General features: G+C 69.6%; 10 protein-coding genes. 5 read left to right on the top strand and 5 right to left on the bottom strand.

The genetic code is table 11. The features are described from left to right. The first annotated feature begins 42 nt into the window (after nt 1–42). From ABS88_RS07420 to ABS88_RS07400, 5 genes are read left to right on the top strand one after another with little or no spacing between them, the layout of a single operon-like run. Nucleotides 43–1695: an FAD-dependent oxidoreductase gene (locus ABS88_RS07420; protein WP_076076722.1), complete on the top strand. Its 1653-nt coding sequence runs from the start codon at nt 43–45 to the stop codon at nt 1693–1695. Next, complete coding sequence (locus ABS88_RS07415; protein ID WP_083675148.1) at nt 1692–2480, top strand: alpha/beta fold hydrolase; 789 nt, start codon at nt 1692–1694, stop codon at nt 2478–2480. Before ABS88_RS07420 ends, ABS88_RS07415 begins: the two co-directional genes overlap by 4 nt. After that, nucleotides 2480–3253, top strand: a complete 774-nt coding sequence (locus ABS88_RS07410; protein ID WP_076076723.1) for an SDR family NAD(P)-dependent oxidoreductase — start codon at nt 2480–2482, stop codon at nt 3251–3253. Before ABS88_RS07415 ends, ABS88_RS07410 begins: the two co-directional genes overlap by 1 nt. A 42-nt stretch (nt 3254–3295) precedes the next feature. Continuing rightward, the gene (locus tag ABS88_RS07405; RefSeq protein ID WP_169799686.1) at nt 3296–4564 is read left to right on the top strand and encodes a cytochrome P450; all 1269 of its coding nucleotides are present in this window, start codon (nt 3296–3298) and stop codon (nt 4562–4564) included. Next, on the top strand, nt 4561–5649 hold the full coding sequence (locus ABS88_RS07400) for a zinc-binding dehydrogenase (protein ID WP_076076725.1): 1089 nt from the start codon (nt 4561–4563) through the stop codon (nt 5647–5649). The genes ABS88_RS07405 and ABS88_RS07400 overlap by 4 nt, the downstream gene beginning before the upstream one ends. A 27-nt stretch (nt 5650–5676) precedes the next feature. Here ABS88_RS07400 and ABS88_RS07395 read toward each other — a convergent pair whose 3' ends face one another. From ABS88_RS07395 to ABS88_RS07375, 5 genes are read right to left on the bottom strand one after another with little or no spacing between them, the layout of a single operon-like run. Continuing rightward, the gene (locus ABS88_RS07395; protein WP_076076726.1) at nt 5677–6711 is read right to left on the bottom strand and encodes an LLM class flavin-dependent oxidoreductase; all 1035 of its coding nucleotides are present in this window, start codon (nt 6709–6711) and stop codon (nt 5677–5679) included. Between the two features lie 19 nt (nt 6712–6730). Beyond that, nucleotides 6731–8224, bottom strand: coding sequence for a class I adenylate-forming enzyme family protein (locus ABS88_RS07390; protein ID WP_104959841.1), 1494 nt, complete (start codon nt 8222–8224; stop codon nt 6731–6733). 5 nt (nt 8225–8229) lie between these two features. Then, nucleotides 8230–9945 carry a thiamine pyrophosphate-binding protein gene (locus tag ABS88_RS07385; protein WP_076076729.1) on the bottom strand — a complete coding sequence of 572 codons (1716 nt, stop codon included), beginning with the start codon at nt 9943–9945 and terminating at the stop codon, nt 8230–8232. Next, on the bottom strand, nt 9932–11296 hold the full coding sequence (locus tag ABS88_RS07380) for an MFS transporter (protein WP_104959842.1): 1365 nt from the start codon (nt 11294–11296) through the stop codon (nt 9932–9934). The genes ABS88_RS07385 and ABS88_RS07380 overlap by 14 nt, the downstream gene beginning before the upstream one ends. 22 nt (nt 11297–11318) lie before the next feature. Next, nucleotides 11319–13487 carry a TonB-dependent receptor gene (locus ABS88_RS07375; protein ID WP_076076735.1) on the bottom strand — a complete coding sequence of 723 codons (2169 nt, stop codon included), beginning with the start codon at nt 13485–13487 and terminating at the stop codon, nt 11319–11321. Nucleotides 13488–13528 lie beyond the last annotated feature (41 nt).

Raw genomic sequence — 13528 nt, 5'->3', positions numbered from 1 at the left:
TCAGTTGTATAATTTATATGTAAATAGAAAAAAGGGAAGGTCTTGCGAGAGGGCGATCATCATTGCGATTTTCTGGTGCTCGGCGGCGGCGCGGCCGGGTTGACCGGGGCGCTGGCCGCGCGCCTTGCGGGGCTCGACGTGCTGCTGGCAGAGAAGGAGGCGTGGCTCGGCGGCGCCACGGCGCTGTCGGGGGGAACGGTCTGGCTGCCCGCGAGCCATGTGCTCGAACGCGCCGGCGTCGCCGATTCGTGCGAGGACGGCCTGCGCTATCTGGAGGCGCTGGTCGGGCCCGGCCGCGACGAGGTCGACCGGGAGCGCATGAAGATATTCGTTCGTGAAAGCCCCGCCTTCGCCCGTTTTCTCGACGATCAGGGCCTCGCGCTGCGCCACGCGCGCGGCTGGTCGGACTATTATGCGGAACTGCCGGGCGGGCGCGAGGCGGGCCGCACGCTCTATTGCGACGCGCTCGACCTGCGCGCGCTGGGCGAGGCAGAGGAATGGCTGGCGCCAGGGGCGCTCTTCTCGGCCGCCCATTCGGTCGAGGTGTCGACGATGGCGCTCGGCATACGCTCGCTGGCCGCGGCGCGCGCGGCGCTGCGCGTCGCGGCGCGATCGGCGAAGGCGCGGCTGACCGGCGCCCGGACCGCGACCCGCGGCAAGGCGCTGATCGGCCGCCTGCTGCTGGCGGCAAGGCGAAGCGGCGTCGTCGTCTGGCGCGGCACGCCCCTCGTCGAACTGATCGTCGAGGAGGACCGCGTCGCCGGTGCGGTGCTCGACCGCGACGGCAAGCGGGTCCGGGTGATCGCACGCCGGGGCGTCCTGCTGGCGACTGGCGGCTTCGCCCGCCATGCGGGCCTGCGCCAGATCCATCAGGCGCCGGTCGGCGTCGATGCGACCATGGCGCCGGCCGGCGACATGGGCGACGGCATCCGTGCCGCGGCAAATGCGGGCGCCGAGATGGCGATGATGGACCAGGCGTGGTGGGTTCCGGGCACCAAGACGCCCGCCGGTCCGATGGTCCATGTCTGGGATCGCTGCTTTCCGCATTCGCTGGTCGTCGACGTCGCGGGCGAGCGCTATATGGACGAGGCCGGGCCCTATATGGAGGTCGGCCAGCGGATGATCGCACGCCACGCCGCGCTGGGCACCGATCACAGCTGGCTGATCCTCGAAAGCCGGCATCGCAGCCGGTACGCGTTCGGAATGGCGCCGCCGATGGTCACCCCGTCGGGCTGGATCGAAAGCGGCTATCTGATCCGCGCTGGTTCGGTCGACGAGCTGGCCGAAAGAACGGGCCTTCCCCTCCAGCGGCTGTGCGATACCCTCGACCGTTTCAACGCCGGCGCGCGCGCGGGCCGCGACGACGACCATGGACGCGGATCGAAGGCGATCAGCCGCTATTACGGCGACCGCCGGGTCCGGCCGAACCCCAATCTGGGGCCTGTCGAACAGCCGCCTTTCTATGCCGTCCGGCTCTATCCGGGCGATGTCGGCACCGCGGGCGGGGTGCGCACCGACCTGCACGGCCGCGCGCTCGACCCGGCGCTGCGCCCGATCGCGGGGCTCTATGCGGCGGGCAACAATGCCAGCGGCATCTTCGGCCCCTGCTATCCGGGCGCCGGCGCCTCGATCGCGCCCGGCATGCTCTTCGGCCGGCGGGCGGCCCTCCACGCGGCGCAGGGAGGCGCGGAATGAGCGGCGACAGGACGAAAAGCATCGAATCGACATCGGCTGGCCCGATAACCGTCTATCGCGCCGGAAGCGGCGATCCGGTCGTGCTGCTGCACGGCAACGGCCATTCGGTGCACGAGTTTGAACGCAGCTTGCCCTTCCTCACCCCCCGCTTCGCGCTGATCGGCTGGGACATGCCCGGCCACGGCGCATCGAACGAAGCCGATGCGGCCCTGTCGATCGACGAACGCGCCTCCGTGCTGGGCGAGATACTGGAGCGTCAGGCCATCGGACCCGCGGTGCTGGTCGGCAATTCGATCGGCGCCTTCGTCGCGGCGGCGCTGGCGGCACGGGCGCCGGAGCGCGTGAAGGCGCTGCTGCTCGTCGAGATGCAGGTGCGCCCGCGCGCATGGTGGGATGCGGCGTGGCAGCTGGTCGACCGGATGTTCGGCACGCCGCGGCAGGATTTCGACACGGTGCAGGCGCGCCTCTGCTCGCCGCTCGACGCCGACCTGCTGGCGCGCTGGAACGGCGACCGCACCCGAGCGGGCGCCGGGGCGATGATCGCCGCGATGGAATCGATCCGCGCGCATGACGTCATGGCGACGCTCGCGGCGCTGACCGTCCCCACCCATTTCCTGTTCGGCGAAAAGGGCCCCGCCGCCGAATGCGCCCCCGCCGCGCTCGACTGCGTCGCGCATGCGACGAGCGAGATCGTGCCGGGGGCCGGGCATTTCGTGTCGATCGACCAGCCCGCCGCATTTGCCGCGGCCGTGGAGCGCGCGGCGCAGGCGCAAGGAGACTGCTGATGGCTTTCGATTTCCTCGGTTTCCCGGCAGGCAGTTCGGTGATCGTCACCGGCACCGCCAGCGGTATCGGCGCCGCCACGGCGCAAATGCTGTGCGAAGCGGGACTGACGGTGATCGGGGTCGATATCGACGCCGACCGCCTGCACGGCCTCGACCTCGGCCCGGCCTTTCACCCCCATGTCTTCCACACCGGCGAACCCGAAACCGTGGCGACGCACATGGCGCGGATCGCGGTCGAACATGGTCCGATCCTGCATCTGGTGAACAATGCGGGACCGCCTTCGTCGCTGCCGCTGACCATCGAGGAAGGCCTGGCGCAGACGGCCGGCAGCGTGCAGCGCGTCACCGCCGCCTGGGCGGCCGCGCTGCCCGAACCGGCCGCACACGCCAGCCTGGTCAATGTCGCATCGGTCGCGGGAGCGATCGCGGGGGGACCGCCGCCCTCGCTGGTTGCCGGGCGCGGCGGCGCGGCGGAGAATGGCTGGTATCCCGCCGGCAAGGCCGCCATCGCCGGGATGACCCGCTGGCACGCCGTGTCCGCGGCCGGCCGCTATCGCGCCAACGCCGTTGCCCCCGGCATCACCCGCACCCCCCGCCTCGGCGACATCACCGCGGGCGCCTATGGCCGCGACGTTCTTGCGCGCACGCCTCTGGGCCGGCTCGGCGAGGCGGAGGACATGGCGCGCGCGATCCTGTTCCTGCTCAGCCCGGCGGCGTCCTTCGTCAACGGCCAGACGCTCGTCGTCGACGGCGGCGGCGGCCTCGCCTTCTGACGCCCCGCCTTTTCTCCCGCTTCAACATGAATGAAAGATATGATGACAGACACTAACATGGACATGGTGGCCGGCGTCGGCCGCGAGGACTGGGAACGGCGCACGACAAGCCGAACGGGAGCGGGACGCGTGGCCGACCCCTATCCGAAGCTCGCCGAATTGCGCCGGCAGGGGCCGATCCACCGCGGATCGACCTTCGACCTGTTCGGCGTGCCCGACCCGATGGCCGAAGTCTGGCCCGACGCGCCGCGCTTCATCTCGGTCGGCTATGACGTGACCGAACAGATATTGCAGGACAATATCGGTTTTTCGAATGCCGGCATCCGCAAGATGACCGAATATGTCTTCGGTGAAGTGTCGTTGATGGGCTCCGACGATCCCGAGCATCGCAAGTTCCGCGCCCTCGTCCAGCCCGCCTTCACCCGGCACGGTCTCGACCTGTGGCGCGGGTTCGTCCGGCCGCGCCTCGACCATCTGATCGAAGGGTTCAAGGCGAAGGGACGCACCGACCTCTATTTCGAATATTGCGCCGAGTTCCCCGTCTATGTCATCGCGATGGTGCTCGGTATCCGGCCGCAAGATCTCGAGCGCTTTCACGAATGGGCCGCGATGCTCCAGATCGCGGCCGCGACGCCCGACGAGGCGCGCAATGCCCGGCTGGCGGTGGAGGAGTATATGCGCGGAATCATCGAGGATCGGCGCCGCAATCCGCGCGACGACATCGTCAGCATGCTGCTGCAACGCGAGATCGAGCTCGACGGCGTGCAGCAGAAGATCAGCGAGCGCCACCTCCTCGGCCTGATCAACAACCTGCTGCCGGCGGGGGCGGGCACCACCTATCGCTCGCTCGGCATCCTGCTCGTCACGCTGCTCGAACGGCCCGAACTGCTCGAACGCCTCTATCACGACCGCGAGCGGATTCCGCGCGTCATCGAGGAACTGTTGCGCTGGAACGGCCCGGTGCTGTTCGCGCCGCCCCGGCTCGCCACGCGCGATATGGTCGTCGCCGGGGTCGAGATTCCCGCGGGATCGATCGTCGAGCCGGCCATCGGCGCCGCCAACCGCGACCCCGCGCGTTTCGAGGATCCCGACAGCTTCATCGCCGACCGCAACCCGCGCGTCACCCTGTCCTTCTCGACCGGGGTTCATTATTGCGCCGGGTCGCAGGTAGCGCGGATGGAGCTGACGGCGGCGCTGAACGCCCTGCTCGACCATCTTCCGCACCTGCGGTTCGATGACAGCCAGCCGCCCCCGCAGATCACCGGCCTGATGTATCGCATGCCGACCGGCGTGCCGGCGATGTGGGGATGAAGGCCGCGATCTTCGTCGCGCCCGGCAAGGCGCTGCGGCTGGAAGAGGTGGAAAGCCTGCCGCTCGGGCCGACCGACGTGCATGTCCGCGTCGACGCCACCGCGCTCTGCCAGACCGATGTCGCCGTGCGCCGCGGCGATCACAGCTATGGGTCGCCGCTGCTGATGGGACACGAAGCGAGCGGCACCGTGCTGGCCGTCGGCAGCCATGTCGCGGGGCTGAAGGCCGGCGACACGGTCATCAGCTCGTCGGCGCCGGCATGTGGCCACTGCATCCAGTGCGCCTCCGGCCGCCCGCATATCTGCGTCCAGTCGCTTCACCTGCGATCGGTGCCCCGCGCGCGCCGTGCCGACGGATCGGTCGCGACCGGCCTTTTCGGACTCGGCACCTTTGCCGAGGAAATGGTGGTCGACCGGGCATCGCTGGTCGCGGTCGATACCGATCAGCCGCCCGAATCGCTGGCCCTGATCGGGTGCGGCGTCACCACCGGCCTGTCGACCGTTCTCAACCGGACCCAGCTGTCGCACGGCGGGTCGCTGGCGGTCATCGGCTGCGGCACCGTCGGGCTCGCCGCCATCCTGGGCGCGGGCCTGAAGGGTGCGGCGACGATCGTCGCCATCGACCCCAATCCCGCGCGCCGCGACGATGCCCGGCGCCGGGGCGCGACGCTGGTCCTCGATCCGGGGGCGGGCGATCCGGCCGAGGCCGTCCGCGCCGCGACCGGCGGACTGGGCGTCGACGCGACCATCGATGCGGTCGCAGCCCCCGCCACCGTGGCGCAGGCGCAGGCGATCACGCGCCGTTCGGGGGAAATCGTCATCGTCGGCATGCCGCCGGCGGACGCGACGTTCGATCTGGCCGCCCTGCCCTTCTTCCTGTCCGAACAGCGGCTGTCGAGCGCGCTGTTCGGTTCGGCGAACATCCGCCGCGACTTTCCCACCTTCGTCCGGCTGGCCGAAAGCGGCCGGCTCGATCTTGCCAGCTTCGTCAGCCGCACGCTGGCGCTGGGCGACGTGAACGCGGGGCTCGACGCCTTGTCGCGCGGAGAGATATTGCGCGCGGTGATCCGCCCCGGCCGCCGGTGAGAGGATCCGGCGACCGGGGCGTCCCCGTCAGGCGATCGCCCGATCCTCGGCCGGCTGCGCCGCGAACGCCCCCATCACCTCTTTCGCAAAGAAGCGCAGCCGCTCGATGCCGCCCCACGGATCGTTGAACAGCACGTAGTCGACGCCGACCGCCTCCAGTTCCTTCAGGCGGGCGACGCATGCCTCGGGGGTGCCGATCACGGTCGAGGCCTCGGTCGCGTCGCGCGAGGAATCGAGCATCTGCGACCCCACCACCGGCGCTTCGCTTTCCTCGCCCGGCACCCGCGCGGTCGCGGCGAGCATCGCGATGGCTTTCAGCCGCCGTTCGATTTCCCCGGTCCGCTTCGCCTCGTCGTCGACGAGCAGCAGTCCGCGCGTCACCGCGATCTGGTGCGGCCGCGACGCCACGCCGCGCCGGGTCTGCTCGTCGCGATACCAGGCGATGCGCTCGCCGATGGTTCGGGTGTCGCTGAACTGGTCGAGCATCAGCGACTGCCCGCGTGCCGCCGCCTGACGCACCGAAGCCTCGCTCTGGGCCGCGACCCAGATCGGCGGATGCGGCTGCTGCACCGGCTGCGGTTCGACGAGGATGTCGCGATAGTGCCAGTATTCGCCGTCGTGCGACCAGCGTTCGCGCGTCGTCCAGCTTTTCAGGATCAGTTCGATGGCCTCGTTGAAGCGCGCCGGGGCGGTCGCGGGATCGACCATGAATCCGTGGAACTCGTTGGGGCGATAGCCGCGGCCGATGCCGAAATCGAGCCGCCCGTCCGACACCACGTCGACCGTCGCCGCCTGCTCCGCCATCAGCACCGGGTTGTGCCACGGCAGCACCGTGACCCCGGTGCCAAGGCGCATGCTGGTCGTCAGCCCCGCCAGATAGGACAGCAGGGTCATCGAGGCGCTGAGCTGGCCCGCCCCGGTGAAATGATGCTCGACCAGGAACAGCGAATCGAACCCCAGTTCCTCCGCGCCGACGACATAATCGACGAAACTGCGATAGGACTGGCTGTCGCCCGACTGGTCCGCGCCGCGGGCGGCGCCGCCGAAAAGTCCGAATTTCATGATCGTCTCCTTTGTCTGATTAGGGGGCGGTCGCCGGCTGCGCGGCCTGTTCGAGCCGCTGTCGCAGCGCCGGCTTGTCGATCTTGCCGATCGGATTGCGCGGCAGGCTGTCCAGAAGATGATAGGCGACCGGGCGCTTGAACCGCGCTAGCGCCTTCTCGATCTCCGCCTGCAGCGCGGGGACGAGGGCGTCGGCATCGCCGCCCTCGGGCGCGACGACGAAGGCGACGGGCACCTCGCCCATCACCGCGTCGGGCCGGCCGACCACGGCGGCTTCGGCAACGAGGTGCGTCGCCATGATCGCCTCTTCGACTTCGGACGGATAGATATTCTCCCCGCCCCGGATGATGAGGTCCTTCTTGCGCCCGACCAGCGTCAGCCATCCCGCGCCGTCCAGACGGCCGAGGTCGCCCGTCCGCAGCCAGCCGTCGACCAGCACCGCGGCGCTATCCTCCGGCCGGCGCAGATAGCCTTTCATCACGTTGCCGCCGCGGACGGCGACCTCGCCGACCGTATCGGGCGGACAGAACGCCCCGTCCTCGCCGACGATCGCGACCTCGATGCCGGGCATCGCGCGGCCGACGCTGCCGGGGCGGCGCGGGCCGTCGAGGGGGTTGAGGGTCGCGCCGACAGTCGATTCGGTCAGCCCGTACCCTTCGAGGACCGGCACGGCGTAGCGCGCCTCGAACGCCCCGATCGCCTGCGCGGGCATCGGCGCGGCGCCGCAGATGGCGAAGCGCAGCCGGGGCGCTGGCGCGATGGCGCCGCGTTCGGCGGTCAGCAGCAGATACATCGCCGGCACGCCCGAGAAATAGCTCGCGCCGCTGTCGCGCACGCTCTGCCAGAAGCTGTGCCGGTCGAAATGTTCGAGGATGCACGCGCCGCCGCCCGCCGCGAGCGGGGCCAGGATGCTGACCAGCAGGGCGTTGACGTGAAACAGCGGCATCACGAGCAGCGACAGGTCGCCATCGAGCCGCAGCGCGGCGTGGATCGAGCGCAGCATCGCGTCGATGTTGCCATGGCTCAGCATCACGCCCTTGGGCCGCCCTGTCGTGCCGCTGGTGTAGATGAGCAGCGCGGTGTCGTCGGCCGCCACCGCCGCGTCGGGCAGGACCGCCGCCGATCGCTCGGGCGGCGCATCGACCGGCAGCAGCGTCGCCGTCGTCCCCGTCAGGCGGTCGCGCGCGGCGGCGTCGACCAGGATCAGCCGGCTGCCCGAATCCGCGACCTGATACAGCGCTTCGGCGCTGGTCAGCGCCGGGTTGATCGGCATGAAGGCGGCGCCGATCCGCCACGCCGCGAACATCGCGACGACGATGTCGATCCGGTTCGGCAGCATCGTCGCGACCACGTCGCCGCGCCCGACCCCCTTCTGCACGAACAGCAGCGCGAGACCGGCGACCTCGGCCGCGAAATCGGCCGAAGACAAAGCGCGCTGCTCGTCCCGTATCAGAGGCGCGCCACCATCCCGGCGCGGCTTCCAATGGATGTGCAGGGGATGAAAATCGTCCATCGCCGTCACCCCATCCCGTAGGCGCCATAGGCCGAGGCCGCCGCCGGATCGAGGCTGCCCCAGTCGACGCTGGGCGAGGCGTCCTCCGAGGTCAGGATATCGACGATCGCCGGTCCCTCCCCCTGCCACGCCTCGCGCAGCGCCGCCCGCGCCTCTTCGAGCGTTTCGGCGCGATAGCCGCGCGCGCCCATCGCCCGCCCCATCGCCGCGAAATCGACCGGTCCGAAGGTCGAGCGCGGCTCGATGTCGAGCATCTTCTCGCCCTGCATGATCCAGCCGAAGCCGGCGTTGTTGAGGATGACGAAGACGATCGGCAGCCGGTGCCGGACCGCCGTTTCGACCTCGCCGATCCAATAGGAGGTGGCGCCGTCGCCCGACACCGCCACCACGCGCCCGCCCGGCCGGTCGCCCAGCGCCAGCGCCGCGCCGATCGCGGCGCCCCCGGCCCAGCCGATCCCGGCCAGCCCGCGCGGCGCCAGGAAATGCCGCCCGCTGCCGCGCACGCGATAGCGCGAAGCGGTCCACCCCGACGCCAGGCTGGCGTCCGACACCAGAACGCAGTCCTCGTCCGCAAGGTCGGACAGCGCGAGGATCACCTGCTCCGGCGCGACGCGCGGATCGCCCTCGGCCGTGCCCGGCTGCGCGGGGCATTCGGAAAGGTCCGTCTGCCATGCCGCGCGCGGCGCCGCGCCGCCCAGCGCCTCGCGCAGGCGGCGCGCGGTGCGCCCCGCGTCGGCGCAGATCGACAGCCGCGCCGGAATCGCGCGCCCCAGTTCGGCCCCGTCGCTATCGACATGGATCAGAGTCTGCCGCGCCGACGGCAGGCGCCAGAGGAAGGAATTGAACTGGGCGAATTTCGACCCCAGCACCAGCACCACATCCGCCTGGCGCAGCGCCACGCTGGCTTCGACCGATCCGAACACGCCGACGACGCCGCGCGACAGCGGATGATATTCGTCGATGACCCCCTTGCCGTTGATCGAGGTAACGACGGGGATCGAGCATTGCTCGGCCAGCGCGACCACCTCGGCCGCCTCGCGGCTGCTGAGCGCCCCGCCGCCGGCGAGGATCAGCGGACGCTGTGCCTGCGTCAGCAGCTCGGCCGCCTGCGCGACATCCTCGGTCCGAGGCGCGGCGCCGTAGCGCGGCCAGCGCCCCGCCTCGGGGTCCGCGGCCACGGCCTCGCCGGCGGCGGGCGCAAAGAAGATGTCCTCCGGAATCTCGAGCACCGCTGGGCCGGCGCGGCCGGTCACGGCGGTGCGCACTGCCTCGGCAAAGACGTCGGGCAAGCCCTCCGGCGCGTGGACGCGGCTGACCCGCTTGGTCACGCCCTGCAGCATCGCCTGCTGCTCCATCGCCTGCGAGGCGACGCCGCGCACGCGCAGATGCTCGCGCTCGGTCTTCACGTCGGCGACGATCGCGAGGACCGGGATCGCGGAGGCATAGGCCTCCGCCAGCCCCGACACCAGGTTGGTCGCCCCCGGACCGACCGTCGCGTCGCACACCCCGATCCGGCCCGACACACGGGCATAGGCATCGGCGGCGCAGGCGGCATTGCGCTCGTCGCGCATCATCACGTGGCGGAACCCATGGCGGCGCGCGGCGGCATAAAGGGGAATGGTCTGCCCGCCCGGCACGCCGAAGCACACGCTGGCGCCGACCGCCTCCAGGCATTCGATCAGGGCGTCGCCGAACTGGCGCTGGGTTTCATTCTGTTTCATATTGACCCCTTGAAGACGGACCGGGAACCGGCCGTTCGATGGTTTCGCAAAGGCGGGAAAAGGGGCGCAGCGCCGCGAGCAGCAGCAGGATGGACAGCGTCCCCGCGCCCACGACGAGCACGACCATTCCCGACGACAGATTGGCCCCGCCTCCCAGCCGGTCGGAGACCATGGCCACGACCATCGGCCCGCAACCCACCGCGACCAGCGAATTGACGAGCGTGTAGACGGCGGCGAACAGGCCGGTCGCGCGCGACGGCACCGTCCAGTTGATCGCGAAGATGGCGTAGGTGCCCGAGGGCACGAGAAAGAAATATCCGGCCGCGAGCAACAGCAGCAGCATCGGCGCCGACGGGGCCGCGAAACCGGCGAGCAATGGCACCGCCCCCACCGCGATCGCCCCGGCGCAGATCAGCGGCAGCGCGTCCATGCGGCCGCGCGACCGAAAATGGCCGGCGATGCGCGGCGCGGCCGCCAGTCCGGCGAGGGCCGCGGTCACGCCCGACAGCCCGAACCAGATTCCTGCCTGCCCCGCCTCGAAGCCGAAGTCGCGGACCAGCAGGCTGGGCAACCACGAACTGACCCCCAGCACGATCGCCTGCCCAAGCGCGGAGGCGACGAACAGAAGGACGAACAGCGGCATGTTCCGGCGCGCGAAAACCCGCTCGGGCGACGTCGGCGCCGCATCGACCGGCACGGCCGCGCGGATCGACGCGGTGCGCGGCGGCTCGCGCACCGCCGCGGCGAACAGCGCGGCGAGCAGCAGGCCCGGCAGCGCCACGACGACGAACGTCGCCCGCCATGGCGCCAGAAACAGACTGCCGATCGCGACCGGCTCGCTGCCCAGCAGCTGCACCGCGACGCCGCCCAGCATGAAGGCACCGAAGGCGCCGAACACGCCGAAGCCGACGAAAACGCTCGTCGCGGCCGCGCGCCGGTCGGGCGGGAACAGGTCGGCGATCATCGAGATCGCCGCCGGAAACAGCACGGCCTCCGCCACCGCGACCCCGACGCGCAGGATCGCGACCGTTTCGAAGCTGGGCGCAAAGGCCGTCGCGATCGTCGCGGTCGTCCAGCACAGGACGCCGGCGAGGATCAGCCGGGTGCGCCGGACCCGGTCGGCGAGCCACCCCATCGGCAAGGCGAACACGCCGCCGAACAGCGCGAAGACCGGACCGACGAGCAGGGCGATGGCGGTGTCGCTGATGCCGAATTCGGCCCGCACCGGCGCCACCAGCAGCGCCAGGATCAGGCGGTCGAGATAGGAAACGATATACAGCAGGCCGAGCAGCAGGACGACGACCGGTGCCCCGGCCGCCGCCCATGGCCTCTGCCCCCTTCCCCTGCCCATGACGGAGAGAGTCGTCACGAGGTCAGAAGCTGTAGCGGGCGCGGACGCCAAACTGGCGCGGATCGCCGACGTAGCCGACGTACAGGCCGGTCGACAGCGGCGATGGGTAGACGAAATTCACATATTTGTCGTTGAACAGGTTCCGCGCGAAGGCTTCGAGCGTCAGCCCTGACGCCGTTTCGATGCCCAGCCGCGCGTTGATGATCGTCCGCGGCCCCTGAAAGGCATAGGGGTCGAGGTTCTGCTGATAAAAGACGCTGCTCTTGTGGCTGCCGTCGATCCGGCCATAGCCGGTCAGCGCCGCCGTCAGCGGCGCACGATATTCGGCCGATCCGCCCAGCGTCCATTCGGGTGCGTTCGGCAGGCGCTTGCCCGACAGGTCGCACGGCGGCGCGATGCCGGGAACGCACGAACCGTCGGTGAAGTCCACGTAACGCGCATGGGTGTAGGATGTCTGGAATTGCAGCGTCAGCCCCTCGGTGGGGAGGGCGGTGACCTCCAGTTCGCCGCCCTTGATGCGGAAAAGCTCCGCATTGCGCGTGACCAGATTCAGGCCGTCGAAGGCCTGCGCCTGAAAATTCTGGTAATCGGTCCAGAACAGGGCGGCCGAAAAGCGCAGCTTGCGGTCGAGGATATTGCCCTTCAGCCCGATTTCGTAATTGGTGTTCTTTTCCGCGTCGAACTCGAAATTGTTGAAATTCGGAAGGCGCGTCAGGTCGAACCCGCCCGGCTTGAACCCCCGCGCCACGCTGGCATAGAGGTTGAGGTCGCGCTGCAGGCTGTAGCGCGCGTTGGCGACCCAGGTGAACTGCGACTCCCGCCGCGACTGCTGGCGATTGCCCAGCGAAGCATAAGCGACGTTGCCCGACGTCTGGGTGAAATCGACGTCCTGGTCCTCGCGGGTATAGCGGCCACCGGCGGACAGGGTCAGACGGTCTGTCAGGTTGAAATCGACGTGCGCGAAGGCGGCATAGCTCTTGTCGTTCAGGCGCGACGCGATGGTGGTGTCGCCGCGCTGACCCGGAAGGATGACGGCCGCGGCGTCGGCGCGCGGCTGCAATATTTCCAGATCGTCGGATCGCCGCGCGAAATAATAGAGGCCCGCGACATAGGTGACGCGCTGTCCCGAGGGCGAAGCGATCCGCAATTCCTGGCTGAACTGATCGTGCCGCTGATCGATGTAGAAATCGTCGAGCAGGCGGAGTGGCAGCGAATCGATATCGCTGATCGGCGTGACGTCCCAGCGGCGCCACGCCGTCACCGACGTCAGCACATGATCCCCGACATCGACGTTGATCTCCGCCGAAACCCCGCCGCCGCTGTTCGGGTTGAGGTTGCGGCTGTTCTGGATCGTCTGGCGCGAATAGGGCGATCCGGCGGGGATCAGCGAAACGATCGGGACACCGAAGACGTTGGCCGTGGGGGTCCAGGCAACGGGAATCGCCGAACAGCATTCGGACCGTTCGCGCAGATAATCGCCCGACAGAAGGACATCGAAGCCCTCGCCGCGATAATAGAGTTTCGCCCGGCCGCCGCTGCGGCGCAGATTGTCGACCGAACGGCCGGTGGTCGCATTGTGCGTCAGGCCGCCCCGGCGCACATGATAGGCCGAAACGCTGATGCCGAGTCGATCCTCGACCAGCGGCCCGGTCACGCTTCCGCGCAGTTCGAACGCGTCATGCTCGGCCGCAACGCCCTCGACGAAGCCTTCGACGCCCGACAGCGACGGACGCCGCGTGACGATATTGACGAGCCCGGCCGCCGTATTGGCGCCGAACAGCGTCCCCTGCGGACCGCGCAGGATCTCGACGCGCTCGATGTCGGCGAGTTCGCCCGTCGCCGCGCCGTAGCGGGCCAGAAAGACGCCATCCAGGAAGACGCCGACCGACGACTGCTTGCCGGGGTTATCCTGCTGCGACGTTACCCCGCGCAGCATGATGCGCCCGGCCCGCGCATCGCCATATTGTTCGGAGGTGAAACCCGGCGCCACCTGCGACAGGTCGTGGAATTGCGTGACGCCCGCCGCGGCCAGTTGATCGCTGGTGAGCGCGGTCAGCGAAATGGGAACGTCGACCAGCCGCTCCTCGCGCTTCTGAGCGGTGATGATGATCTCCGCATCGCCCGAATCGACATGACTCGCGTTGCTCGTTGCGGTGGTTTGCGCGCCGACGGGATTCGCCGCGGCGACCACGGAAAGAGCCGCCGAGCACAAGAAAATCCTTTTTCGGTAGA

The sequence above is a fragment of the Sphingopyxis sp. SCN 67-31 genome (genome assembly GCF_001725095.1).
Note: the sequence above shows the minus strand (reverse complement) of the source record. Positions and strands in the feature narration are given on the sequence as shown.